A 24,559-nucleotide genomic window follows, 5' to 3' on the forward strand; every position below is an offset into this window, starting at 1 on the left:
CATGTTCAAGCCTAGGCTTTGGGCAGAAAAACTTCGGCCATCATACAACGTGCACTCCCTCCACCACAGGTTTCGATATTCTCTAAAGAATTATGAATAATCTCACAATACTTTCCAATAGTATTAAGTTGATCTTGTCGCAGGGAATCATGGGCAGCTGAACTCATAATCAAATAGGGTTGACCGTCCTTCCCGGTCACCTGTAACATATTACCTGCAAAATTGTGCATTTGCGCTTCGGTAATGGCAATGATTTCTTTTTTATCCTGCTTTAAATGCGCGATAACATTTTTGCGTTCTTTCTTATCGTCAATGGAATCGAGGCAAATGACGGCAAATTCTTCTCCAAGGCACATCATCACATTGGTATGATAGATGGGCATCCGCTGGCCATTTACATTTTGGTTGGCCGTAAAAATAACAGGAGTATATTCAAAATCTTCGCAGAATTCAATAAATAATTCCTCATCGGCCCTGGGCGACAAGGCACAATAGGCTTTTCTATTTACCCTATCCATAAGAATACTTCCTGTTCCTTCCAGAAAAAAACCTTCTTCCTCCGCAGAAGAATAATCTACTACATTTTCGATCACAAATCCCTTTTCCTCCAAAATGTCCAAAACATCTTCCCGGCGTTCCGCCCTTCTATTCTCTGCAAACATGGGATAAAGTGCCACGGTTCCATTTTCGTGAAAGGAAATCCAATTGTTTGGGAAATGGGCATCGGGAGTATCTCTTTCCAAAATCCCATCCACGACAGTGATATCAATACCTTTTTCTTCCAACTTCGCCACAAAAGCATCAAATTCTTGTTGCGCTCGTTTTAATAAGGTTTCGGGCAAAATACCTTCATCTGATTTTTGATAGTAATTGTTTACCGCGGTCTGCTCATTAGAACGAAATGTAGCCGGACGGATCATTAGTATGGAGTTGGTAACCTGACGCATTTATTTTCCTATTTAATGTGAGCAAAATTACTAATTTCTATCCCCCTTCTTTCTAAAAAGAGCGAATTAAATATTAAAAAATACATGTATTATATTTTGATACATCAAATAATGATGTATATTTGTCCTATGTATTCAAGAGAACTATTAAAAGGCATTTTAAAACCTATTATTTTCAAGCTTCTATCTGAAAATGATAAGATGTACGGTTATGAAATCACACAAACCGTTAAAAAAATATCGGGAAATAAAATCCTAATCAAAGAAGGATCGCTTTATCCCGCCCTTCACGCCTTAACCAAAGAAGGGTTTTTAGAAGTAGAATCCATACCTATAGGGAATAGAATTAGAAAGTATTATCGCTTAACTCGAACTGGCAAAACCCAAGTGGAACCGATTACCAATGAATTATTGGAATTCTCTACGACCTTGCAGACGCTATTTCAACAAAAAACAGTGATGTCATGACCATAAACGATCAACAACTCAACTTTATACAAGCGTATTTACGCCAAGAAGGCGTATCCAAGGCGACACTTCAGGAAGATTTGGTGGATCATTTTAGCTGTGCCATAGAAGAATACTTAGAGGAGGACGTATCTTTTGCAACAGCTTTTGATTTGGCAAAAGAAAGAATTGCTCCTGATGGGGTAAAAAAAATAGAAGAAGATTTAATTTATTTATTAACCATAAATCATGAAATTATGTTACGAAAAATTGTATTCATATTAGGGTACATCAGTATCTTACAGATTATTATGGCTTTTGCACTTTACTTACCAGGATCTATCCTAGACAAGGAAGTTTCGGGCTACATCGCCATGGGTGGAATCTTTTTGTTTGCTGTAAGTGTAGTTCCATTTTATTGCTATCAACTCTATAAAAAATCTGTTCACCAGCTTAAAGAAGCTTAATGGTATAGCAAAAGAAGGGCTTTAGTAGTACTACTAAAGCCCTTCTTTTACTTCTAATGGTATTAGATGTCTTTATTCTTTGACTTCAAACTGTAGGGTTTCCAAACCTACGAATTGAAAAATAAGAACGTCTCCTTTTCTAGCCATGATTTTAAACTTGCCATCAAAATCCGATACTACCCCATAATTTTTATTTGTTTTAAGCGTAATATTAACCCCTGGTAATGGCTCTTTATCGCTCACTACTTTCCCAGAGAAGATCGCCCCGGATTTATCCAATGCCCCTATGACCTCCATCTTTTCACTTGGATTGGCTTTCGGGGATGTACTTGATTCTAGATCATTCTGTTGGTGGTATTTCCAGGACAGCGGAAATGAGTAAAGGGTTTCAATCGTTTCGCCTTTTAGCTTGCCAGGCTTAATTCGTGGCAAAAGCTGAAGTACACGTTCAATTTCATTGTGAACCGTCTCGTTGGGAGCATCGGTAAAGTTGCTAATTGTTCCATTCTCCGCAATCGAGAAAAGTACCTTTACTTTTCCTTGAAAATCTTGGCCCTCTTCTTTTTCGGGAATTCTATAGTGTTTTGCAATATGCTCTTGTAACTTACTTGTAAAGCATGCTCTTTTATCGCTAGCACCTTCGCATCCAGGAAAGATTGGCACGGTCTCAACGGCAGTAAAAGCTATTATGGTTCTTTCCGAAAGAGGCACTCCTGTTTCAGTCTCCTGTGCATCTAACATTTGAGAGGTGTCTTCTGTTCCACTACATGAAGTATACATCAAGATTCCCAAGACGAGAGGAAATAATAAGGCATACTTTAATTGATAAATGGTTTTTGATTTTTCTTTTGTTAACATAAGGATTCGTTTTTTAATTAATGATTGTTTAAAAAATTGGTTGACCAAACTGAAATTTTGGCTTTCAAAAATCTCAGAGAGCAATAATTCATATTGTTTTTTCTTATCTATTTTGGCAGCTTGGTCGTCCGCCATAAATTCATGAAGCTCGGCAATGCGATTTTGATACACGTAAACCAAGGGATTGAACCACCACACAATGCGCATCAATTCAAAAAAAATAAGATCTACGGAATGCCATTCCCGCACATGAACCATTTCATGTGCCAGAATACTCTCCACTTTGTTTTTGGGTAGATCCTCCCCGAGAAATATGTATCTAAAAAATGAAAAAGCTTGTCCACTTTTGGGTAACATCACCTTCACATATCCTTTTTCTAAAGAGATAGTACCTCCTTTTTTTAGGCAATAGATACGATAGAGTTTGATTCCAAACCACAATATCATCAAGACTACTACAATAGTATATACCAGATACCCCCAATCAAAAGTTTGCCAAAAATTATCCTTAGGTTGCGTTGCCACCACAACTTCATCCAATTGCGTAAAAAATTCTTGGTATTCCACTAAATTTTCAGGTACTGTCGTTTTTAGCGCATCAAAGCTGATTGTTGGAAATATCAAGGACCCCATGAAAGTGGCCAAAAGATATGTTCGATTCCAATGAAAAAAGGTTTCTCTTCTTAAAAATAAATCGTAAACCAATAAAAATGCCAATTGAATGGCCAGGCATTCTAATAAATACGTAATCATTCCTCTTCGTCTTTTTGAATTTTTTGCATGATATCTGTCAATTCACTAAGGCTGATGTCGTTCTTTTTCATAAAAAAGGACACCATACTCTTAAAGGAACCTTGAAAATAACCATCGACCAATCTAAAAATAGATTGATTGCTGTACTCTTCCTTTTCCACCAATGGAAAATAGATATGCCATTTTCCTTTTTTTTCATGACCCACAAAGCCTTTGTCTTCCAAAATGCGAATAATGGTAGATATGGTATTATAGGCAGGTTTGGGTTCTGGCAATTGTTGGAGTATTTCAGGTACTCTGGCTTTTTTCAATTGCCATAACAATTGCATGACCTCTTCTTGTGCTTTGGTTAATTGCTTCATTTCAAACTAATTTTTTAGTTTAACTTTGGAACAAATCTAACTATTTTTTTAGTTCGAACTAATAAATTAGTTTATTATTTTTTAAAAAATTAAAAACACATTGATTACCAACTAATTACAAATAAACTTAAATTGTAAAAAAACCCCAATTTGATGGTTCTTGCTAGAAAATTTTACATGAAGTGATGAAATAACCGCTCCCTTGTAGCGCAGAAAGAACAGGGGTCTGCTCCCCCTGGAATAATACAAGTAGAGGTTTTTTTAATAGTAAAAGAGAAATGGCACGAAGCCGAAGTAAAGCTACTTTGTCCGAATCTTATTTTTCCCGAATCAAAGGCATGGTACTACAGCGCAGCAAGCCTTCTTGCTTGGAAATTTCTGCATAAGGAATTTCCTCTACGGTAAATCCTTGCTCCCTTAGCCAAGTATTGAGTCGCGTAAAGTTTTGCTCGGAAACAATAACTTCCGGAGAAATGGAAAAGACATTACTGAACATATGATACATTTCGTCTGCTGTAATCTCAAAAATGTGTTCCTTCCCAAAATAATTGACCAACCATTGATATTCCTCTTCTCTTAAAAAGCCGTTTTTATGTAAAATTGCCTTGTCCTTCCCAATTGGCTGGAAACAACAATCCAAATGCAGGGCATTCTCCTTGGCGACGGTATTGGATTTTCGCAATTCAAAAGACTTTATCTTTTTATGTGGAAACAGTTCCTTAATGTAGGCCACTGCTGCCTTATTGGTTCTTGCTGTTATATAATCCGGGTAGTCCTCTCCAGTATATGTTCCTATAAAGATATACTCTTTCCAAGGCATGACATCACCGCCCTCAATATGTACTTCTTCTGGAGGGCAAATAATGTTTTGTGGGTTGATCTGCTTCAATACATGCTGTATGGCTTCAAATTCCTTTTCCCTATCCGGAAGAATATTTGCTTTGATCAATTTATCTTCGATCACAAAGGCAATATCCCTTGAAAATATTTGATTACAATTTTCCAGTACCGTAGGTCGAAATACCTGTACGCCGTGTTTCCGAAATACGGCAGCAAATGCTTCCATTTCCTTTGTCATATCCTCCTCTACCGGATAGGTTCCATTTAGGATATGTTCCAACGATTTTGGGTCATACGCCTCTTCCGCAGTTGGTGTGGGCCCACAACTTTGTGCGGTTCCCAAGAGAACTGCTTTTAAGGGTGAAGTCTCATCGTTTACATGTAATTGCAGCATTGCTTTTTTTTGCAAATATAGGTAATCTCTGCAGGGTATTTATAAAGAAAACACCACGATGACAAAATTGTGATCGTGGTGTTTTAAGCTCCTTAAATTTTTGTTTGTTATCGCTTTTCTACAGCAACAAAGGGCCTTGAGTTTGCTCCAATATAAATCTGTCTTGGACGACCAATTGGTTCGTTCCTCAATCGCATTTCTCTCCATTGTGCTATCCAGCCGGGCAATCTTCCCAAGGCAAACATTACGGTAAACATTTCGGTAGGGATTCCTAAAGCCCTATAGATAATTCCCGAATAGAAATCTACATTTGGATATAGTTTTCTATCCACAAAGTACTGATCTTCCAAGGCTTCTTTTTCCAAACCTTTAGCAATTTCCAAAATAGGATCATCTATTCCCAAATCTCCTAAGACTTCGTCCGCTGCCTTCTTAATAATTTTGGCACGGGGATCAAAGTTTTTATAGACTCTATGTCCAAAGCCCATTAAACGGAAAGGGTCGCTTTTATCCTTGGCTTTGGCCATATATTTTTTGGTATCTCCCCCATCAGCTTCAATAGCTTCCAACATTTCCAATACAGCTTGGTTGGCACCTCCATGCAAGGGGCCCCATAAAGCTGATATTCCAGCAGATAAGGACGCAAAAAGACCTGCATGGGACGACCCCACGATTCGCACAGTGGAAGTAGAACAGTTCTGTTCATGATCCGCATGTAAAATGAGCAATTGGTCCAAAGCATCAATGACTATTTTATTTTTTACATATTCCTGATTTGGTCTTTTAAACATCATTTTATGGATGTTTTCCACATAACCTAAGGTATCATCCCCGTAATCTAACGGCAATCCCTTTTTCTTTCTCATGGTCCAAGCGACCAAGACCGGAAACTTTGCTAAAATTCGAACAATTGCACCATACATTTCTTTTTCCGAACTCACATTTACGGAAGCGGGGTTAAACGCAATCAAGGCACTGGTCAATGAAGATAATACACCCATAGGGTGGGCAGATTTTGGGAATCCGTCCAATATCTTTTTCATTTCTTCATCGACATGGGATTCTGCTTTGATATCCGCATGAAACTTTTCCAATTGCTCCTTATTCGGCAATTCTTCAAAAATCAACAAATAGGCTACTTCCAGAAAATCTGCTTTCTCCGCCAATTCCTCAATGGAATAGCCTCTGTATCGCAAAATTCCCTGCTCTCCGTTTAAAAAAGTAATGGCACTCTCGCAAGAACCTGTGTTTTTATACCCGGGATCTATGGTTGTCATCCCGGTGGCAGCACGGAGCGTTTTAACATCTATGGCAAGTTCATCCTCGGTGCCTTTTATGACCGGAAATTCAAAAGAATTCCCATTATATTCTAAAGTAGCTTTATCTGACATGTTTATTTTTTACTTGTTTGCTTAATAGTCGTAAATTTATGAAAAACACTACATCTTAACAATTTCCATGCCGGTTTTAGTCAATTATTAACAAGCGTATTTTTTTAAGTTATTTCTCCCGAAGGTCGGTGAGTTTAATGCGATTTCAATCTGAAATAGAGTAGAGTAATTTATAGTATTCGTCTACCGATTTTTTCCAGGTAAATCGCATTTTCTTGGCGTTGGATTGTATCTTTTTCCACAAAGCCTTGTCATTGCTATAGACATCCAAAGCTTGGTCAAAACTGGCCAACATATTCTTGATCTTTTCATCATAGGTATCCCCATCAAAACTAAATCCGGTTTTCATGGGGGTAACGGTATCTTTAAGTCCGCCAGTATGATGAACCAAACAGGGGTTGCCATTTCTCATGGCCAACATCTGACTGATTCCACAAGGTTCAAAAAGGCTAGGCATAAAATAGAGATCGGACTCCAAATAGATAGAGTCGATAAGATCTTCAGATTGGCCATTGGTAAAAATAAAGTTCTTATGCTCGTAACTCAATTGCCTAAAAAGTTCTTCATATTCAGGTGCTCCGGTACCCAATAACATAAAAATACCATTGACGCGTTCCAGTTTTTTAAGTATCTCCACGAAAGCATCCGGGGAGCGCTTAAAAAAGTAAAATTTTTGTTCCGTTAACCGGGCCACACTAGATACAATAAATGCCGGGCGCTGATCTACATATTGCATGGTTTTCTCTCCGGTATGCGCCAAAAAATGCGCTTTATATTGTTTGGATTCCTCCTGCAACCAGCTAAAAAGTGCCTTTACCGTATTCCGATACAGTTTTCCTTTATCCGCCGTTCGAATATTATTGTAATTAGATCCATTAAGAATCCCGAATAATCTTCCTTGATTCTCCGCTTCCAATAAATCTTGTTCCAAACCTTCGCCACCGATAAATTCAGGGGGCGAACTCGGTTTTAAAACATCTTCCTTATAGGAGGGGGAAACAGTATGTACGGCATCGGCAAAACGGATACCCACGGCCATTAAATTGATACAATCTTGATAGCGGTAATCGCGTAATCTTTTGTAATCCAAAGGTATCTCGGGAAACCAATTCTTTAAGGAAGAATAGTTATCCTCAAAAGGACGAATGCCCTGTATGGCCAGATTATGGATACTATATACAAATCGCATTCTTTTTAAAATCTGGTAGGCCGGATGATATTCTTTTAAGAACAGAACAAGGCTGGAATGCCAATCGTGCATATGAACAATGTCTAAATTTCCAAACGAGCCTTTCTTAATAGCTTCGGCTACGGCCGTACTGAAAATAAAGTATTTTATGGCATCGGTAAAAAAAGGTTCTTCCGGATCATCGTGATAGATATGCGCAATATCTCCCGCTTCTATTTCCGGATGATGGATGACATAGTGATAGATATTGGGAAATTCTTTTTTCGGAATCACTTCATACAATTCAGCAGTATAGGTAACCCCTCTCAACTGAAAATTTAAATTGGTTTTAAAGGTTCCCTGTTGATGCAATCTCGAATACGAAGGTACTACAACATGGACTTTATCCCCGCGTTCGGAAATCTGACGGGGGACGTCTCTGACCACATCGCCCATGCCTCCGGCTTTGCAATCAGGAATAGCGTCGTTCTCTGCCGCTACAAATAAAAAGGTATTCATATAACACTAGTTCTAAGTACCAAAAGATAAGTCTTTAATTTGAATTTAACACCTTACCCCAGCTAATTTTGCAAAGAAAAAGCCTTCCCAAATTGGAAAGGCTTTTTATAGATTAAGAAATTGTTTTATTTTAACTTAAATGCATTTTCTTGAGGGTAATATGCGGTACTTCCCAATTCCTCTTCAATGCGAAGTAGTTGATTGTATTTCGCCATACGATCAGATCGAGAAGCCGAACCTGTTTTAATCTGCCCAGTATTCAAAGCCACTGCCAAATCCGCAATGGTATTGTCTTCTGTTTCTCCAGATCGATGTGACATTACAGAAGTATATCCTGCATTCTTTGCCATATTTACTGCCGCGATAGTTTCCGTTAAGGTACCTATTTGATTTACTTTGATTAAGATGGAATTGGCAATACCATTCGCAATCCCCTTGGACAAACGCTCTACATTGGTCACAAAAAGGTCATCTCCGACCAATTGTACAGTTTCACCAACTTTATCCGTCAGGGCTTTCCAGCCATCCCAATCATTTTCATCCATACCATCCTCAACAGAAATAATAGGATATTTAGCGCAAAGATCGGCCAAGTACTGCGCTTGTTCTTCCGATGTTCTCACTGCACCTTTATCTCCTTCGAACTTGGTGTAATCATATTTTCCATCGACATAGAATTCCGCTGCCGCACAATCTAAAGCGATCATCACATCGTCTCCTAAGGTATATCCGGCTTTTTCCACTGCTTTGGCAATAGTATCCAAAGCGTCTTCCGTACCATCCAATGTGGGCGCAAAACCACCTTCATCACCCACGGCCGTACTCAAACCTCTATCGTGCAGCACTTTCTTGAGGTTATGAAAAATCTCTGTTCCCATTTGCATGGCATGCGAAAAGTTTTTCGCCTTTACCGGCATCACCATAAACTCTTGAAAAGCAATAGGGGCATCCGAATGGGATCCTCCATTGATAATATTCATCATCGGAACCGGAAGTGTATTGGCACTTACGCCACCTACATACCGAAATAAAGACATTCCCAATTCATTTGCAGCCGCTTTTGCTACTGCCAAAGAAACTCCTAAAATAGCATTGGCCCCCAACTTAGACTTATTAGGGGTACCATCTAGGTCTATCATGACTTGGTCCACCAAGTTTTGTTCAAAAACGGACATGCCCAAAATTTCTTCGGCAATCAAGCTATTTACATTATCTACAGCTTTGGTCACCGCTTTTCCCATGAACGCTGTTCCCCCATCTCTAAGTTCTACCGCTTCATGCTCCCCTGTAGATGCTCCCGAGGGCACTGCCGCCCTACCCATTACACCATTTTCAGTATATACATCAACCTCTACAGTTGGGTTACCTCTTGAATCTAAAATTTGTCTTGCATGAACACTAATAATGATACTCATATCTACTTTTATTACAGGTTGATTTCTTAAGGGACAAATATACGTAAGCCCTTGGTTTTAGCATGTTTTATATTCTCAAAAAACTACGCAAACGTTTTAGTTTGCACTTGCTTTCAGGAGTTTAAAGAAATCGTCGAACAAATAGGTCGCATCGTTGGGTCCCGGACTGGCTTCTGGATGATATTGTACGGAGAACACCTTCTTGTTTTTCATACGAATTCCGGCCACGGTATCATCGTTCAAATGTATATGCGTTACTTCCAAATCTGGATTTGCTTCCGCTTCTTCCCTATTTACTGCAAAACCGTGGTTCTGTGAGGTAATCTCGCCTTTTCCTGTAGTTAAATTTATAATGGGGTGATTGATTCCACGGTGTCCATTATGCATTTTATAGGTAGAAACATTGTTGGCCAAAGCAATTACCTGATGTCCCAGACATATTCCAAATAGCGGTTTGTCATTCGCAATGATATTTTTGGCAGTTTCAATGGCGTCTTCCAAAGGCTCTGGATCTCCGGGTCCATTGGAAATAAAGTAACCATCTGGATTCCATGCACTCATATCTTCAAAAGAGGCATTGTATGGAAAAACTTTAATGTAAGCCCCTCGTTTGGCCAGGTTTCTTAAAATGTTTTTCTTAATGCCAATATCCAAAGCGGCAATTTTATAGGTACTGTTCTCATCGCCATAGAAGTAACTTTCTTTGGTAGACACTTTGGAAGAAAGTTCCAATCCTTCCATACTCGGTACTTTTTCAAGCGCTGCTTTCAGTTTTGGAATATCATCGACTTCTGTGGTTATCACGGCATTCATTGCACCATGATCTCTGATATAGCTTACCAAAGCCCTGGTATCTACATCTGAAATTGCAAAAAGGGAATTGTCTTCCAAAAAATCCTCTAAGCTCTTATCGGCTCTTTCCCGAGAATATTCATAACTAAAATTTTTACAGATCAAACCAGAGATTTTAACACTGTCCGATTCTATTTCTTTGGCATTGGTACCATAATTCCCAATATGGGCATTCGTGGTTACCATAAGTTGGCCAAAATAAGAAGGGTCCGTGAAAATTTCCTGATAGCCCGTCATTCCAGTATTGAAACAAACCTCCCCATAGGCAGTTCCTTCTTTATTCCCCACAGCTTTTCCGTGAAAAATAGTGCCATCGGCCAATAATAACAATGCTCTTTTCCTTGCTTGATACTTCATAGGTGTTCTTACAAAATTTAATTTGACAAATAAACATAAAAAAAGGATAAGCTTTTAGGCTTATCCTTTTACAATTATTAAAATTTAATAACAATTTTATTCTTCTGAATCATCAGTCTTTGTTTCGGTAGTTGCAACAGGTGGCGTAGACGCCTTTTTACCTCTTCTACTTCTTCTTGTACTTTTCTTCGCGGCTGGCTTATCAGCGTTGTACAATTCATTGAAATCTACAAGTTCGATCAATGCCATATCTGCATTATCCCCTAGACGATTTCCCAATTTGATAATTCGGGTATATCCTCCAGGTCTTTCTCCAACTTTCTCCGCTACCGTACTGAACAACTCTGTTACTGCGTTCTTATCTCTAAGATTTTTGAATACAATACGTCTGTTGTGCGTTCCTTTCTCAACAGTTTGATTATTTGCCGCTTTTGACTTTGTAATCAAAGGCTCTACAAATTGCTTTAGCGCTTTTGCCTTGGCCACTGTTGTGTTGATTCTCTTGTGCTCTATTAAGGAACATGCCATATTTGCCAACATAGCTCTTCTATGGGCTGCCTTTCTTCCTAAATGATTGACTTTTTTACCGTGTCTCATTGCTCTTTACTATATATTTCCTTATCTAAAAATGGAATACCATAGGTGATAAGAAATCTAATTTAATCCTTATCCAATTTATATTTTGATAGATCCATTCCAAAACTCAAGCCTTTGTTAATGACCAATTCTTCCAATTCGGTCAATGACTTCTTACCAAAGTTTCTAAACTTCATCAAATCATTCTTGTTGAAAGAAACCAAATCTCCCAAGGTATCTACTTCTGCCGCTTTCAAACAATTCAAGGCACGCACGGAAAGATCCATATCTACCAATTTTGTTTTCAATAACTGACGCATGTGTAGTGATTCCTCATCGTAGGTTTCCGTTTGTGCAATTTCATCCGCTTCCAATGTAATTCGCTCATCGGAGAATAACATAAAGTGATGTATTAACACCTTAGCCGCTTCAGTAAGGGCGTCTTTAGGATGGATAGAACCATCACTAACGATTTCAAAAACCAATTTTTCATAATCGGTCTTTTGCTCTACACGGAAATTCTCAATGCTATATTTTACATTTTTTATCGGTGTGAAAATAGAATCAACAGCGATAGTTCCCATAGGGGCACCTGACTTCTTGTTTTCTTCAGCGGGTACATATCCTCTTCCTTTTTCAATGACCAATTCCATATTGATCGTGATTTTGGAGTCCATGTTACAAATGACCAAATCTGGGTTCAATACTTGAAAACCAGAAATGAATTTTTGAAAATCACCTGCAGTCAGCTGATCTTTCCCACTAACGGAAATGGATACCGCCTCACTATCAACATCTTCTATCTGACGCTTAAAACGAACTTGTTTTAAGTTTAGGATAATTTCGGTAACATCCTCAACAACACCTGAAATGACTGAAAACTCATGTTCAACCTTATCGATTCTAACAGAAGTTATAGCAAAACCTTCCAAAGCAGAAAGTAATACCCTTCTCAATGCGTTCCCAACCGTTAGTCCATAACCAGGCTCCAAAGGACGAAATTCAAATTTCCCTTCGAAATCTGAGGAGTCGATCATGATTACTTTATCGGGCTTCTGAAAATTAAATAATGCCATATTTAGGTTTGTGTTGTTTATTTAGAGTATAGTTCGACGATCAATTGTTCTTTAATATTCTCTGGAATCTGAAGTCGCTCAGGTATGCTAACGAACGTACCTTCTTTCTTATCTGAATTCCAAGTAATCCACTCGTACACACTGCTATTTGCTGCAAGTGCATCCAAAATGGTCTGCAATGATTTTGATTTTTCCCTTACACCTACAACATCACCGGCTTTTAGGGAATATGAAGGAATATTTACCAACTCTCCATTTACCGTAATATGTCTGTGCGAAACCAACTGTCTTGCTCCTCTTCTAGAGTTGGAGATACCCATACGGTATACCACATTATCTAAACGAGACTCACATAATTGTAATAATACTTCACCGGTAACGCCTTTGCTTCTATTCGCTTGGGCAAATAAATTTCTGAACTGTCTTTCCAAAATACCGTACGTGTATTTTGCTTTTTGCTTTTCCATTAACTGGACTGCATATTCAGATTTTTTTCCACGTCTTCTGTTCTGTCCGTGTTGTCCTGGAGGATAATTTCTTTTTTCAAAAGACTTATCTTCTCCAAAAATAGTTTCCCCAAATTTACGGGCGATTTTTGTTTTTGGTCCTGTATATCTTGCCATCTTCTTTAAATTAGGAAATATGATTATGAATTAAGGCTTAGTATCCTTCGATAATCGTAACTATACTTCCAATGAATATTTCGCTTATGCGAGATTAATAATTAATTATACTCTTCTTCTTTTTGGAGGTCTACATCCATTGTGCGGCATTGGCGTAACATCGATGATTTCTGTTACCTCAATTCCGGAATTATGAATAGATCGGATAGCGGATTCTCTTCCGTTACCTGGTCCTTTAACATAGACTTTCACTTTTCTCAATCCAGCTTCATGGGCTATTTTAGCACAATCTTCTGAAGCAACTTGAGCGGCATATGGAGTATTCTTTTTAGAACCTCTAAAGCCCATTTTACCTGCTGAAGACCAAGAGATCACATCACCTTTCTTATTTGTCAAAGAAATGATGATATTATTAAAAGAGGCTGTAATATGAGCTTCTCCAATAGACTCTACGATAACCTTGCGCTTCTTTGCTGCTTTTGCACCTGTCTTTGCCATCTATTTATTATTTAGTTGCTTTTTTCTTGTTAGCAACAGTTTTTCTTTTCCCTTTTCTCGTTCTAGAGTTGTTCTTTGTCCGTTGTCCTCTTAAAGGAAGACCTGATCTATGACGGATACCTCTATAACACCCAATATCCATCAAACGTTTGATGTTCAATTGTGTTTCTGAACGTAATTCCCCTTCTATTGTAAAAGAAGAAACGGTCTCACGGATACGACCTATTTCATCATCGTTCCACTCAGACACTTTAGTATCTTCACTAACTTGAGCAATACTCAAAATCTCTTGAGCTCTGCTTTTTCCAATACCATAAATATACGTAAGGGCAATAACCCCTCTTTTCTGTTTTGGTATATCAACACCTGCGATTCTTGCCATAACTTACCCTTGTCTTTGTTTAAATCTAGGATTCTTTTTATTGATTACGTACAACCTGCCTTTTCTACGCACAATTTTGCACTCGGCACTTCTTTTTTTAACTGATGCTCTAACTTTCATCCTGTTCGCTTAATATCTATATGTAATTCTTGCTTTGGTCAAGTCATAAGGACTCATTTCCAACTTCACCTTATCTCCTGGAAGTAATTTAATATAATGCATTCTCATTTTTCCTGAGATATGTGCTGTTACAACATGACCATTTTCTAATTCTACTCGAAACATCGCGTTGGACAATGCTTCAATTATGGTTCCATCTTGCTCTATTGCTGCTTGTTTAGCCATAATTATGCTACTTTTCTATTTTTACCGGTTTTCATTAACCCATCGTAATGCCTGTTCAATAAATACGAATTCACTTGTTGAACGGTATCTATAGCAACACCCACCATAATGAGGAGTGATGTACCTCCATAAAACAAGGCCCATCCCGGTTGTACATTCAATAATTTAACTACGATTGCCGGCAATACGGCCAACAATGCCAAAAATAACGATCCTGGCAACGTAATCAATGACATGATCTTATCTAGATAATCTCCTGTTTCCTTTCCTGGTCGAATACCTGGAATAAAACCTCCACTACGCTTCAAATCATCTGCCATTTTATTGGTAGGAACTGTTATGGCCGTATAGAAATACGTAAATATCACAATCAACAGTCCAAACAAAATATTATAAGCCAAGCCAAAAATATCTGCAAACTGCACTTCCATCCATTGTCCCGCTGCAGTATTGTTAAAGGTCTTTCCAATTAAACTTGGCGCAAACATAATAGCCTGTGCAAAGATAATAGGCATCACCCCAGAAGCATTCAATTTTAAAGGAATGTATTGTCTTGATCCCATTACATTTTTTTCGTAGCCTCCAGAAGCCGTTCTTCTTGCATATTGTACTGGAATCTGACGCGTAGCCATTACCAATAACACACTAGCAAGAATGACCAAAAACCAGATGATTACTTCTACAAGAACCAACAAAGGACCTCCATTACCATCGGTATTTCTAGAGATAACTTCTTGAACGAAAGATTGTGGCAATGTGGCAATGATTCCAATCATAATCAACAAGGAAATACCGTTACCAATACCTTTATCTGTAATCTTCTCCCCCAACCACATGGCAAACACACAACCTGTTACCAAAATAATTACGGCAGGGATAATAAAATCCAATCCTTTTCCAAGTACGAAAGCACTGTCTGGAACACCCAATGCCCCTAATCCATATAAATATGCAGGAGCTTGAACGATACAAATACCAATAGTCAACCACCTTGTGATTTGGTTGATGGTTTTTCTTCCACTTTCCCCTTCCTTCTGCAATTTTTGAAGGTAAGGAATTGCGATTCCCATAAGCTGAACCACAATGGAAGCAGAAATGTAAGGCATAATACCCAAGGCAAATACAGAAACATTGGAAAAAGCCCCTCCTGTAAATGCATTTAAAAGTCCAAAGATTCCATCACCTGTATTGGAAGCCAGTTCTGCCAATTGCGCAGTATCAACTCCGGGCAGTGCAATCTGTGCACCAAAACGGTATACCAAAAGCAAACCCAAGGTCACTAAAATTCTCCCTTTGAGCTCTTCTATTTTCCAAATATTGGATAATGTTTCAAAAAACTTTTTCATAACATGCGTTGCTTATAAACTTATTGCTTCTCCTCCTGCAGCTTCAATAGCAGCTTTGGCTGTGGCAGTAAATTTATGTACAGAAACTTTAAGGGAAGCTTTTAATTCACCCCCACCTAAAATCTTTACTAAATCATTTTTTCGGGCCAATCTATTTTCTACAAGCGTATCTAAAGTAACCTCGTCTTTAACGATACCTTTATCTACCAATTCTTGTAATTTATTTAAATTGATTCCGCTGTATTCTTTTCTATTGATATTGGTAAAACCAAATTTAGGAACACGACGTTGCAAAGGCATCTGTCCACCTTCAAAACCAATCTTCTTGGAATATCCAGATCGAGACTTAGCCCCTTTGTGACCTCTTGTTGCCGTTCCTCCTTTACCAGTACCTTGTCCTCTACCAACAATCTTTCCACTTCTATTGGATGCGCCTTCTGCCGGTTTTAAATTGCTTAAATTCATTACACTATAATTATATGTTAAGCTTCTTCAGAAGAAACTAAGTGTTTGACTTTATTTATCATACCAATAATATTTGGCGTGGCCTCGTGTTCTACAACATGACCTATTCTTTTCAAACCAAGAGCTTCCAAAGTCCTTTTTTGGTTTTGGGTTCTCTTGATACTACTTTTTACCTGAGTTACTTTAATCTTTCCCATAGTATCCTAAATTATCCTTTAAAGACTTTTTCTAAAGAAATACCTCTTTGTTTTGCTACTGTTCTCGCATCCCTAAGTTGCAATAGTGCATCAAAAGTTGCTTTTACCACGTTGTGTGGGTTGGAAGAACCTTGAGACTTAGACAATACATCGTGAACCCCAACGGCTTCCAATACTTGTCTTACTGCACCACCTGCAATTACTCCGGTACCATGTGAAGCTGGTTGTATATACACACTAGCTCCCCCATATTTTCCTTTTTGCTCGTGTGGCAATGTTCCTTTGTTCAAAGGAATTCTTACCAAGTTTTTCTTTCCATCTTCAATTGCTTTTGCAATTGCAGTGGCAACTTCCTTGGATTTCCCCAAACCATGTCCTACGACACCATTTTCATCACCAACAACAACAATTGCTGAAAATCCAAAGGCTCTACCTCCTTTAGTAACTTTGGTTACCCTTTGAACTCCGACCAATCGATCCTTTAACTCTAAACCTCCTGGCTTAACAATCTCTGCGTTTTTATATTTTTGGTACATAATATCTTAGAATTTTAGTCCTGCTTCTCTTGCTCCTTCAGCCAATGATTTAACTCTTCCGTGGTATAAAAAACCTCCTCTATCAAAAGCAACAGTTTCAACACCAGCTGCTTTGGCCTTTTCAGCAATTGCCTTTCCAACAAGACTTGCAATTTCAGTTTTTGTTCCTTTTTCTGAACTCAACGCCTTATCCCTAGATGATGCCGTGGCCAATGTGACCCCTTTATTATCATCTATGATTTGAGCGTAAATCTCTTTATTACTTCTAAAAACAGACAATCTAGGCCTAGTTTCGGTCCCAAAGGAAATCTTTCTGATCCTTCTCTGAATGCGTTGTCTTCTTTCGCTCTTTGATAATCCCATAATACTACTTATTAAGCTGATTTACCTGCTTTTCTTCTTAATTGTTCTCCAACGAACTTAACTCCTTTTCCTTTATAAGGTTCCGGCTTACGGAAACCTCTTATTTTGGCGGCAACCTGGCCTACCAATTGCTTATCGAAAGAAGTTAATTTCACGATTGGGTTTTTTCCTTTTTCAGAAACAGTTTCCACTTTGATTTCCGGAGCAACATCAATGACGATATTATGGGAAAAACCTAATGCTAAATCTAATTTTTGTCCTTGGTTACTTGCTCTATATCCAACACCTACCAATTCCAATTCCTTTGTCCAACCTTTAGAAACTCCTTGAACCATGTTATTGACAAGAGCTCTGTACAAACCGTGTTTGGCCTTGTGATCTTTGGAATCCGATGGTCTTTTCAACATAACATTTCCATCTTCAACACTTACAGAAACATCAGAAAACTCTTGAGTAAGTTCACCTAATTTACCTTTTACAGTAATTACGTTATCTTCCACTGTTACCGTTACGCCTTCTGGAATTCCTATTGGGTTATTACCTATTCTAGACATGTTCTAACTCTTTTATCCTATTAATATACATAACACAAAACCTCGCCACCAACATTCTCTTGCTTGGCTTGCTTGCTGGTCATCACTCCGTGGGAAGTAGAAACTATTGCAATTCCCAATCCGTTCAATACTCTTGGCAATTCCCCTGAACCTGCATACTTACGAAGTCCTGGCTTACTTACACGTTGTATTTTCTTGATTACCGGCTCTTTTGTGAACTTATCATATTTCAAAGCAATTTTAATACTGCCTTGCACTTCGTTCTCCTCAAATTTATAACTTAAGATATACCCTTGATCGAACAATATTTTTGTGATTTCTTTCTTAACATTGGAAGAAGGAATCTCCACTACTCTGTGACCCGCTCTGCTGGCGTTCCTTACTCTTGTTAAATAATCTGCTATAGTATCTGTAACCATTGTCTTAACTTTTAACCTATTACCAACTTGCTTTTTTAACTCCAGGAATCAAACCTTTGTTGGCCATCTCTCTGAACATCACTCGCGAAATACCAAAAGTTCTCATATACCCTTTAGGTCTACCAGTAAGTTTACATCTATTATGCATACGGATTGGAGAAGCATTTTTAGGCAATTTCTGCAATGCATCATAGTCTCCTGCCTCCTTTAACGCTTTACGTTTAGCTGCATACTTGGCTACTATTTTAGCTCTCTTGACCTCACGGGCCTTCATTGATTCTTTAGCCATATTACTTCTTTTTAAAAGGTAATCCCAATTCAGTTAATAATGATTTTGCTTCTTTATCTGTATTCGCAGAAGTGACAAATGTAATATCCATTCCATTGATTCTATTGATTTTATCAATATTTATCTCTGGAAAGATGATTTGCTCTGTCACCCCTAGGCTATAATTCCCTCTACCATCAAAGCCTGTAGCTTTGATACCTTGAAAATCACGTACCCTAGGCAATGCAGAAGTCACTAATCTATCTAAAAATTCGTACATTCTTTCACCACGTAAAGTCACTTTGGCCCCAATAGGCATTCCTTTACGCAATTTGAAGGCTGCAACATCCTTTTTAGATACGGTAGAAACCGCTTTTTGACCTGTTATTATGGTAAGCTCATCTACAGCGTGATCAATAAGTTTTTTGTCTGCCACAGCAGCACCAACTCCTCTACTCACAACTATTTTTTCAAGCTTGGGAACCTGCATTACATTTTTGTAACCAAATTCTTCCTTGAGCGAACCAACAACGCGCTCCCCATATTCTTTCTTTAATCTTGAAACGTAAGCCATAATTAAATTACTTCTTTAGATTTCTTGGAAAACCTCACTTTCTTACCATCTCTTACTTCGAATCCAACTCTAGTGGCCTCACTTGATTTTGGATCAATAAGTGACAAGTTTGAAATATGTATTGGAGCTTCCTTTTTTACGATTCCTCCTTGAGGGTTCTTTGCACTTGGCTTCTCATGCTTGGAAACCATATTTGCACCTTCTACAATAGCCTTGTTCTTTTCACGGTCAACTTTAACCACTTTACCTTCAACACCTTTATGGTCTCCAGCAATGATTCTGACAAGGTCCCCAGTTTTTATTTTTAACTTTATCATCTTTATGATATATTATAGGACTTCAGGAGCCAATGATACAATCTTCATGAATTGCTTATCTCTAAGCTCTCTTGCAACCGGTCCAAAAACACGGGTTCCCCTCATTTCCCCTGTTGGGTTCAATAACACACAAGCGTTATCATCAAAACGTATATAGGATCCGTCTGGCCTTCTTACTTCTTTTTTGGTACGTACCACCACAGCTGTTGAAACAGCTCCTTTCTTAATTGCTCCATTAGGAGTAGCTTCTTTAACAGTAACTACTATTTTATCGCCAACAGATGCATATCTTCTTTTTGTACCTCCAAGCACACGAATGGTCAAAACTTCTTTCGCCCCAGTATTGTCCGCTACCTTTAGTCTAGATTCTTGTTGTAACATAATTTATTTAGCTCTTTCAATAATTTCAACTAATCTCCAACACTTGGTCTTACTCAATGGACGCGTCTCCATTATTTTCACTGTATCACCAAGGTTACAATCGTTCTTTTCATCGTGCGCAACATATTTCTTTGTCTTTAACACGAATTTACCGTACATAGGGTGCTTTACTCGCTTAACTTCGGAAACCACAATTGATTTCTCCATCTTGTTACTTGTAACAACGCCTACTCTTTCTTTTCTTAAATTTCTATTTTCCATAAAGCAGAACCAATTATTGTAATTCCCTTTTTGTTAATTCTGTTGCCAATCTAGCCACCGTTCTTCTCACCTTACGGATTTGAAGTGGGTTTTCTAAAGGTGTAACGCTATGTGCAATTTTTAAATCCTCATGCTGCTTCTTAAATTCAGCCAACTGCTCTCGCAAACCTTCAATTGATAATTCTTTTACTTCTGATTGTTTCATGATTCTTTGCTATTTCAGTTATGCCGAGTAATCTCTAGCAACAATAAATTTAGTTTTCACCGGCAACTTTTGTGCAGCAAGACGCAAAGCCTCTTTTGCAATGTCCATAGGAACACCGGCTATTTCAAACATTACTCTTCCTGGTTTCACAACGGCTACAAAATACTCAGGAGCACCTTTACCTTTACCCATACGTACTTCCAATGGTTTCTTTGTAATAGGCTTGTCCGGGAATATTTTAATCCACAATTGTCCTTCCCTTTTCATATATCTGGTCGCGGCAATACGTGCTGCCTCTATTTGACGTGATGTTATGAATTTGGAATCCAAGGATTTTATACCGAACATCCCGTTTGAAAGTTGATGACCCCTTCCGGAAAGTCCTTTCATACGACCCTTTTGCGCTTTACGAAACTTCGTTCTTTTTGGCTGTAACATTTCTTTCTACTTCTTTAAAAATTACTTTCTACGACGCGGTTTCTTTCCTCCATCTTGAGACTTTCCACCTTTATTTCCTTGGGATTTTGACATTCCCACTAATGGTGAAAGCTCTCTCTTTCCATAAACCTCGCCCTTCATGATCCATACTTTTATCCCTAGTCTTCCGTAGGTTGTATGTGCTTCATGCAATGCATAATCAATATCTGCCCTAAAAGTGGACAAAGGAATCCTTCCGTCTTTATACGACTCCGAACGCGCCATTTCCGCACCGTTCAAACGTCCTGAAATCTGAATCTTTATTCCTTCAGCATTCATTCTCATTGCAGCCGCAATAGCCATTTTAATAGCCCTTCTAAAAGAAATTCTATTTTCGATCTGACGAGCAACACTGGCAGCAACGAGATTTGCATCCAACTCTGGTCGTTTAATTTCAAAAATATTGATCTGAACTTCTTTATCCGTAATCTTCTTAAGCTCCTCTTTCAACTTATCAACTTCCTGACCACCTTTCCCGATGATAATTCCAGGTCTTGCGGTAGTAATTGTAACTGTGATAAGTTTAAGCGTACGCTCGATAATCACTCTAGACACACTCGCCTTTGCCAAACGTGCATGAACATATTTTCTGATCTTATCGTCTTCGGCCAATTTATCACCGTAGTCGTTTCCTCCATACCAGTTGGATTCCCAACCTCTAATGATACCTAGACGATTTCCGATTGGATTTGTTTTCTGTCCCATACTAAATGCTCTAGCTTTCTGTGTTATTATTAGATCCCAAAACCATAGTAACATGGTTGGAACGTTTTCTTATTCTATGTGCTCTTCCTTGAGGTGCAGGTCTCAATCTCTTCAACATACTACCACTATCTACGCGGATTTCTTTTACAATAAGGTCCGCATCTTCAATATTGGCATCCTCATTCTTAGCTTGCCAGTTTGCAATGGCAGATAACAATAACTTCTCCAATCTTCGTGAAGCCTCTTTTTGATTGAACTTCAAAATAGCAAGCGCTTTTTCTACCTGAACTCCTCTCACTAAATCGGCAACCAGCCTCATTTTTCGTGGTGAAGTAGGGCAATTGTTCAATTTAGCAAAAGCTATCTGCTTTTTCTCAGCCTTTATTCTTTCGGCCATCTGTCTTTTTCGAACTCCCATAGCTTACTATTTTTTACCTTTATTTTTAGCCCCTGCATGACCTCTAAAAGATCGTGTAGGTGAAAATTCTCCCAATTTATGACCTACCATGTTTTCTGTAACATAGACCGGTACAAATTGTCTTCCGTTATGAACTGCAATTGTTTGACCAACAAAATCCGGCGTAATCATAGAAGCTCTAGACCAAGTCTTAATAACCGCTTTTTTTCCTGATTCTACGTTTTGCTGGATTTTCTTCTCCAAACTATGATGAACGTAAGGTCCTTTTTTTAGTGAACGTGCCATTTCTTTCTACTTTTTATTTCTTTCTACGTTCTATTATATACTTATTGGTGCTCTTTGTCTTGGAACGGGTTCTGTATCCTTTTGCAGGAATACCGTTTCTAGATCTTGGGTGACCACCTGAAGCTCTACCTTCACCACCACCCATTGGGTGATCAACAGGGTTCATTACTACTGGCCTTGTTCTTGGCCTTCTTCCCAACCATCTACTTCTACCCGCTTTACCAGACACCAATAATTGATGATCGGAATTGGAAACTGCCCCAATCGTTGCATAACATCCAGCAAGTACTAATCTTGTTTCACCGGAAGGCAATTTAATCGTAACAAATTTTCCGTCTTTTGCCATTAATTGAGCAAATGTACCAGCACTTCTTGCCATAACAGCTCCTTGTCCAGGACGCAATTCTATACAAGAAATAATAGTTCCCAAAGGAATTGCACTCATTGGCAAGGCATTACCAATTTCCGGTGCCGCATCTGCTCCAGAGGAAATTTTCTGATCTACCTGCAACCCATTTTGAGCAATAATGTACCGCTTCTCCCCATCGGCATATTCCGCCAATGCAATAAAAGCTGTTCTGTTTGGATCGTATTGAATCGATTTTACAGTGGCTTCAACTCCATGTTTGTTCCGCTTAAAATCTATGATACGATACCTTCTTTTATGACCTCCACCTTTTTGGCGAATGGTCATCTTTCCTTGACTGTTTCTACCTCCCGACTTTTTTAACGGAGCAAGTAAACTTTTCTCCGGCTTATCAGTAGTAATGGCGTCAAATCCGTTTACTACTCTAAAACGCTGTCCAGGAGTGATTGGTTTTAATTTTCTAACTGACATTTCTTGTCTTTATAGATTACTGTAAAAATCAATAATATCGCCTTCCGCAACATCAACAACCGCTTTCTTATAAGCATTTGTCTTACCGTGCTGTACACCGGTCTTGGTGTAGCGCGATTTACGGGAAGGACCATAATTCATGGTACGTACTTTCTTCACTGAAACCCCATAAGTGGCTTCGACCGCTTCTTTGATCTGAATTTTATTTGCCCCAGGATCAACAACAAACCCATAACGATTGAATAATTCGCTATCTGCTGTCATTTTTTCCGTAATAATTGGCTTTATCAACACACCCATGACTTTTCTATTTATTTAAATTTGATTCGATTCCTTCCAAGGAACCTTCCAAAAGAACAATATTATTAGCGTTAAGTATCTTGTAAGTACTTAATTCTGAGTTAGTTATAACCTCAGAACGCTTCAAATTGCGTGACGACAAATATACGCTATTATTTGAATCGCCCAACACAAATAGAGATTTTTTGTTCTCCAATCCTAAGGACTGTAAAACCTGAACAAAATCCTTTGTCTTTGGCGTCTCAAAACTAAAATCTTCAACAACGATAATCGCGTTCTCCTTTGATTTCAACGTCAAGGCAGATTTACGTGCCAAACGCTTTACGTTTTTGTTCAATTTTTGCGTATAATCTTTAGGTCTAGGGCCGAAAATACGTCCTCCACCTCTAAAAACTGGAGACTTGATACTACCAGCTCTCGCTGTACCCGTCCCCTTTTGTTTTTTGATCTTTCTAGTACTACCTGCAATCTCACCTCTCTCTTTGGATTTGTGAGTCCCTTGACGCTGATGCGCCAAATATTGTTTTACATCTAGATAAATAGCGTGATTATTCGGCTCTATCCCAAAAACAGCATCAGAAAGGTCTGCCTTTCTACCTGTTTCTTTTCCTTTAATATCTAAAACTGCTACTTTCATTACTTATTGATCGTTACGTAAGCGTTTTTATGCCCAGGAATAGCTCCCTTAACTACGATAAGGTTCTTCTCCGGTACAATCTTTAAAACTCTAAGGTTTTGAACAGTGACTCTTTCACCCCCCATTCTTCCAGCCATGCGCATTCCTTTGAATACTCTTGCCGGATACGAAGCAGCACCGATAGAACCAGGAGCTCTTAATCTGTTATGCTGTCCGTGTGTCGCTTGTCCTACACCGCCAAAGCCATGTCGTTTCACCACACCCTGGAAACCTTTACCTTTTGATGTTCCAACAACATCAACAAACTCTCCTTCTACAAACAAATCGACTCCAATGGAATCTCCTAGTTTATACTCTCCTTCAAAATCTTGGAACTCAACGACTCTTTTCTTGGGAGAAACACCAGCTTTCTTAAAATGACCTGCTTCGGCCTTGTTGGTACGCTTCTCTGCCTTGTCATCGAAACCAAGCTGAAGGGCACTGTACCCGTCAACCTCTTCGGTTCTGACTTGGGTAACTACGCATGGCCCAGCTTCGATTACAGTACATGGAATATTTTTTCCATTTTCATCAAAGATGCTGGTCATACCTACTTTTTTTCCTATTAACCCAGACATATTTATATTTAATTAAATTATTTACTCTTCTTTATTTTTCTGACAAAAAAACAGGGTCAAAAACACTTCAACCCTGAATGTATTTTTTTCCGTTTTTCCTTCGCGAAACGCTCCGGACATGTCTAC

The 24,559-nt window shown here is 38.6% G+C and carries 38 protein-coding genes; 2 read left to right on the plus strand and 36 right to left on the minus strand.

Annotated elements, in window-relative coordinates; translation table 11 throughout:
- Positions 1–11: 11 nt before the first annotated feature.
- Positions 12–947 (minus strand): citrulline utilization hydrolase CtlX, encoded by a 936-nt coding sequence (ctlX, locus tag ACEXOE_RS02750; RefSeq protein WP_394747198.1) that lies wholly within the window; start codon positions 945–947, stop codon positions 12–14.
- A 111-nt stretch (positions 948–1,058) separates the two neighbouring features.
- Between ctlX and ACEXOE_RS02755 the strand changes: the two genes are divergently transcribed.
- Together ACEXOE_RS02755 and ACEXOE_RS02760 are read left to right on the plus strand one after the other, a co-directional pair.
- Positions 1,059–1,415 (plus strand): PadR family transcriptional regulator, encoded by a 357-nt coding sequence (locus ACEXOE_RS02755; RefSeq protein ID WP_394747199.1) that lies wholly within the window; start codon positions 1,059–1,061, stop codon positions 1,413–1,415.
- Entirely contained in the window at positions 1,412–1,861 is a 450-nt protein-coding gene (locus tag ACEXOE_RS02760; protein WP_394747200.1) for a hypothetical protein, read from the plus strand. The genes ACEXOE_RS02755 and ACEXOE_RS02760 overlap by 4 nt, the downstream gene beginning before the upstream one ends.
- Before the next feature lie 72 nt (positions 1,862–1,933).
- Here the strand turns inward: ACEXOE_RS02760 and ACEXOE_RS02765 are convergent, their stop codons facing one another.
- The 35 genes from ACEXOE_RS02765 to rplC all read right to left on the minus strand — a co-directional run bounded on the left by ACEXOE_RS02765 (position 1,934) and on the right by rplC (position 24,433).
- Positions 1,934–3,472, minus strand: a complete 1,539-nt coding sequence (locus ACEXOE_RS02765) for a M56 family metallopeptidase (protein ID WP_394747201.1) — start codon at positions 3,470–3,472, stop codon at positions 1,934–1,936.
- Positions 3,469–3,834: a BlaI/MecI/CopY family transcriptional regulator gene (locus ACEXOE_RS02770; protein WP_394747202.1), complete on the minus strand. Its 366-nt coding sequence runs from the start codon at positions 3,832–3,834 to the stop codon at positions 3,469–3,471. Before ACEXOE_RS02770 ends, ACEXOE_RS02765 begins: the two co-directional genes overlap by 4 nt.
- 316 nt (positions 3,835–4,150) lie before the next feature.
- Positions 4,151–5,068: a dimethylarginine dimethylaminohydrolase family protein gene (locus tag ACEXOE_RS02775; RefSeq protein WP_394747203.1), complete on the minus strand. Its 918-nt coding sequence runs from the start codon at positions 5,066–5,068 to the stop codon at positions 4,151–4,153.
- Between the two features lie 107 nt (positions 5,069–5,175).
- Positions 5,176–6,459, minus strand: coding sequence for a citrate synthase (locus tag ACEXOE_RS02780; RefSeq protein WP_394747204.1), 1,284 nt, complete (start codon positions 6,457–6,459; stop codon positions 5,176–5,178).
- A gap of 145 nt (positions 6,460–6,604) precedes the next feature.
- The gene (locus ACEXOE_RS02785) at positions 6,605–8,146 is read right to left on the minus strand and encodes a glycogen synthase (protein ID WP_394747205.1); all 1,542 of its coding nucleotides are present in this window, start codon (positions 8,144–8,146) and stop codon (positions 6,605–6,607) included.
- 125 nt (positions 8,147–8,271) lie between these two features.
- Positions 8,272–9,561, minus strand: coding sequence for a phosphopyruvate hydratase (gene eno / locus ACEXOE_RS02790; RefSeq protein WP_394747206.1), 1,290 nt, complete (start codon positions 9,559–9,561; stop codon positions 8,272–8,274).
- A 96-nt stretch (positions 9,562–9,657) separates the two neighbouring features.
- Positions 9,658–10,770 carry a glutamine-hydrolyzing carbamoyl-phosphate synthase small subunit gene (carA, locus tag ACEXOE_RS02795; RefSeq protein WP_394747207.1) on the minus strand — a complete coding sequence of 371 codons (1,113 nt, stop codon included), beginning with the start codon at positions 10,768–10,770 and terminating at the stop codon, positions 9,658–9,660.
- A 96-nt stretch (positions 10,771–10,866) separates the two neighbouring features.
- On the minus strand, positions 10,867–11,367 hold the full coding sequence (gene rplQ / locus ACEXOE_RS02800) for a 50S ribosomal protein L17 (protein ID WP_394747208.1): 501 nt from the start codon (positions 11,365–11,367) through the stop codon (positions 10,867–10,869).
- A 62-nt stretch (positions 11,368–11,429) separates the two neighbouring features.
- Positions 11,430–12,422 (minus strand): DNA-directed RNA polymerase subunit alpha, encoded by a 993-nt coding sequence (locus tag ACEXOE_RS02805; protein ID WP_394747209.1) that lies wholly within the window; start codon positions 12,420–12,422, stop codon positions 11,430–11,432.
- A 17-nt stretch (positions 12,423–12,439) separates the two neighbouring features.
- A complete protein-coding gene (gene rpsD / locus ACEXOE_RS02810) occupies positions 12,440–13,045 on the minus strand; it encodes a 30S ribosomal protein S4 (protein WP_394747210.1) in 606 nt (201 codons plus the stop codon).
- A 105-nt stretch (positions 13,046–13,150) separates the two neighbouring features.
- On the minus strand, positions 13,151–13,543 hold the full coding sequence (rpsK, locus tag ACEXOE_RS02815) for a 30S ribosomal protein S11 (protein WP_394747211.1): 393 nt from the start codon (positions 13,541–13,543) through the stop codon (positions 13,151–13,153).
- Between the two features lie 7 nt (positions 13,544–13,550).
- On the minus strand, positions 13,551–13,925 hold the full coding sequence (gene rpsM, locus ACEXOE_RS02820; protein WP_394747212.1) for a 30S ribosomal protein S13: 375 nt from the start codon (positions 13,923–13,925) through the stop codon (positions 13,551–13,553).
- A gap of 3 nt (positions 13,926–13,928) precedes the next feature.
- Positions 13,929–14,045 carry a type B 50S ribosomal protein L36 gene (gene ykgO / locus ACEXOE_RS02825; RefSeq protein WP_073370549.1) on the minus strand — a complete coding sequence of 39 codons (117 nt, stop codon included), beginning with the start codon at positions 14,043–14,045 and terminating at the stop codon, positions 13,929–13,931.
- A gap of 9 nt (positions 14,046–14,054) precedes the next feature.
- On the minus strand, positions 14,055–14,270 hold the full coding sequence (gene infA, locus ACEXOE_RS02830) for a translation initiation factor IF-1 (protein ID WP_011710675.1): 216 nt from the start codon (positions 14,268–14,270) through the stop codon (positions 14,055–14,057).
- 2 nt (positions 14,271–14,272) lie between these two features.
- The gene (secY, locus tag ACEXOE_RS02835; RefSeq protein WP_394747213.1) at positions 14,273–15,616 is read right to left on the minus strand and encodes a preprotein translocase subunit SecY; all 1,344 of its coding nucleotides are present in this window, start codon (positions 15,614–15,616) and stop codon (positions 14,273–14,275) included.
- A gap of 12 nt (positions 15,617–15,628) precedes the next feature.
- On the minus strand, positions 15,629–16,081 hold the full coding sequence (rplO, locus tag ACEXOE_RS02840) for a 50S ribosomal protein L15 (protein ID WP_394747214.1): 453 nt from the start codon (positions 16,079–16,081) through the stop codon (positions 15,629–15,631).
- A gap of 17 nt (positions 16,082–16,098) precedes the next feature.
- Positions 16,099–16,278, minus strand: a complete 180-nt coding sequence (rpmD, locus tag ACEXOE_RS02845; protein ID WP_394747215.1) for a 50S ribosomal protein L30 — start codon at positions 16,276–16,278, stop codon at positions 16,099–16,101.
- 11 nt (positions 16,279–16,289) lie between these two features.
- Positions 16,290–16,814, minus strand: coding sequence for a 30S ribosomal protein S5 (gene rpsE / locus ACEXOE_RS02850; RefSeq protein ID WP_394747216.1), 525 nt, complete (start codon positions 16,812–16,814; stop codon positions 16,290–16,292).
- A gap of 6 nt (positions 16,815–16,820) precedes the next feature.
- Entirely contained in the window at positions 16,821–17,177 is a 357-nt protein-coding gene (gene rplR / locus ACEXOE_RS02855; protein ID WP_394747217.1) for a 50S ribosomal protein L18, read from the minus strand.
- A gap of 11 nt (positions 17,178–17,188) precedes the next feature.
- Positions 17,189–17,731 (minus strand): 50S ribosomal protein L6, encoded by a 543-nt coding sequence (rplF, locus tag ACEXOE_RS02860; RefSeq protein WP_394747218.1) that lies wholly within the window; start codon positions 17,729–17,731, stop codon positions 17,189–17,191.
- A gap of 20 nt (positions 17,732–17,751) precedes the next feature.
- On the minus strand, positions 17,752–18,150 hold the full coding sequence (rpsH, locus tag ACEXOE_RS02865) for a 30S ribosomal protein S8 (protein ID WP_394747219.1): 399 nt from the start codon (positions 18,148–18,150) through the stop codon (positions 17,752–17,754).
- A gap of 19 nt (positions 18,151–18,169) precedes the next feature.
- Positions 18,170–18,439, minus strand: coding sequence for a 30S ribosomal protein S14 (rpsN, locus tag ACEXOE_RS02870; protein WP_394747220.1), 270 nt, complete (start codon positions 18,437–18,439; stop codon positions 18,170–18,172).
- Between the two features lies 1 nt (position 18,440).
- Positions 18,441–18,992 (minus strand): 50S ribosomal protein L5, encoded by a 552-nt coding sequence (gene rplE, locus ACEXOE_RS02875; protein ID WP_394747221.1) that lies wholly within the window; start codon positions 18,990–18,992, stop codon positions 18,441–18,443.
- Between the two features lie 2 nt (positions 18,993–18,994).
- Complete coding sequence (rplX, locus tag ACEXOE_RS02880; RefSeq protein WP_394747222.1) at positions 18,995–19,309, minus strand: 50S ribosomal protein L24; 315 nt, start codon at positions 19,307–19,309, stop codon at positions 18,995–18,997.
- Between the two features lie 12 nt (positions 19,310–19,321).
- Positions 19,322–19,690 carry a 50S ribosomal protein L14 gene (gene rplN, locus ACEXOE_RS02885; protein WP_066424974.1) on the minus strand — a complete coding sequence of 123 codons (369 nt, stop codon included), beginning with the start codon at positions 19,688–19,690 and terminating at the stop codon, positions 19,322–19,324.
- A 3-nt stretch (positions 19,691–19,693) separates the two neighbouring features.
- A complete protein-coding gene (gene rpsQ, locus ACEXOE_RS02890; protein WP_394747223.1) occupies positions 19,694–19,951 on the minus strand; it encodes a 30S ribosomal protein S17 in 258 nt (85 codons plus the stop codon).
- A 13-nt stretch (positions 19,952–19,964) separates the two neighbouring features.
- Positions 19,965–20,156 (minus strand): 50S ribosomal protein L29, encoded by a 192-nt coding sequence (gene rpmC / locus ACEXOE_RS02895; protein ID WP_394747224.1) that lies wholly within the window; start codon positions 20,154–20,156, stop codon positions 19,965–19,967.
- Positions 20,157–20,174: 18 nt separating this feature from the next.
- Positions 20,175–20,594 (minus strand): 50S ribosomal protein L16, encoded by a 420-nt coding sequence (gene rplP / locus ACEXOE_RS02900; RefSeq protein ID WP_394747225.1) that lies wholly within the window; start codon positions 20,592–20,594, stop codon positions 20,175–20,177.
- Between the two features lie 21 nt (positions 20,595–20,615).
- Positions 20,616–21,338, minus strand: coding sequence for a 30S ribosomal protein S3 (gene rpsC / locus ACEXOE_RS02905; RefSeq protein ID WP_394747226.1), 723 nt, complete (start codon positions 21,336–21,338; stop codon positions 20,616–20,618).
- A gap of 10 nt (positions 21,339–21,348) precedes the next feature.
- Positions 21,349–21,756, minus strand: coding sequence for a 50S ribosomal protein L22 (gene rplV, locus ACEXOE_RS02910; RefSeq protein ID WP_394747227.1), 408 nt, complete (start codon positions 21,754–21,756; stop codon positions 21,349–21,351).
- A 6-nt stretch (positions 21,757–21,762) separates the two neighbouring features.
- Positions 21,763–22,041, minus strand: coding sequence for a 30S ribosomal protein S19 (gene rpsS, locus ACEXOE_RS02915; protein WP_394747228.1), 279 nt, complete (start codon positions 22,039–22,041; stop codon positions 21,763–21,765).
- A 13-nt stretch (positions 22,042–22,054) separates the two neighbouring features.
- Positions 22,055–22,879: a 50S ribosomal protein L2 gene (gene rplB / locus ACEXOE_RS02920; RefSeq protein ID WP_394747229.1), complete on the minus strand. Its 825-nt coding sequence runs from the start codon at positions 22,877–22,879 to the stop codon at positions 22,055–22,057.
- A 9-nt stretch (positions 22,880–22,888) separates the two neighbouring features.
- On the minus strand, positions 22,889–23,179 hold the full coding sequence (rplW, locus tag ACEXOE_RS02925) for a 50S ribosomal protein L23 (RefSeq protein ID WP_394747230.1): 291 nt from the start codon (positions 23,177–23,179) through the stop codon (positions 22,889–22,891).
- 7 nt (positions 23,180–23,186) lie between these two features.
- Positions 23,187–23,816: a 50S ribosomal protein L4 gene (gene rplD / locus ACEXOE_RS02930; protein WP_394747231.1), complete on the minus strand. Its 630-nt coding sequence runs from the start codon at positions 23,814–23,816 to the stop codon at positions 23,187–23,189.
- Positions 23,816–24,433, minus strand: a complete 618-nt coding sequence (gene rplC, locus ACEXOE_RS02935; RefSeq protein WP_394747232.1) for a 50S ribosomal protein L3 — start codon at positions 24,431–24,433, stop codon at positions 23,816–23,818. Before rplC ends, rplD begins: the two co-directional genes overlap by 1 nt.
- Between the last annotated feature and the right edge of the window lie 126 nt (positions 24,434–24,559).

Origin of the sequence: Spongiimicrobium salis, assembly GCF_043678055.1 — a bacterium.
GTDB classification, from domain to species: Bacteria; Bacteroidota; Bacteroidia; order Flavobacteriales; family Flavobacteriaceae; genus Spongiimicrobium; species Spongiimicrobium salis.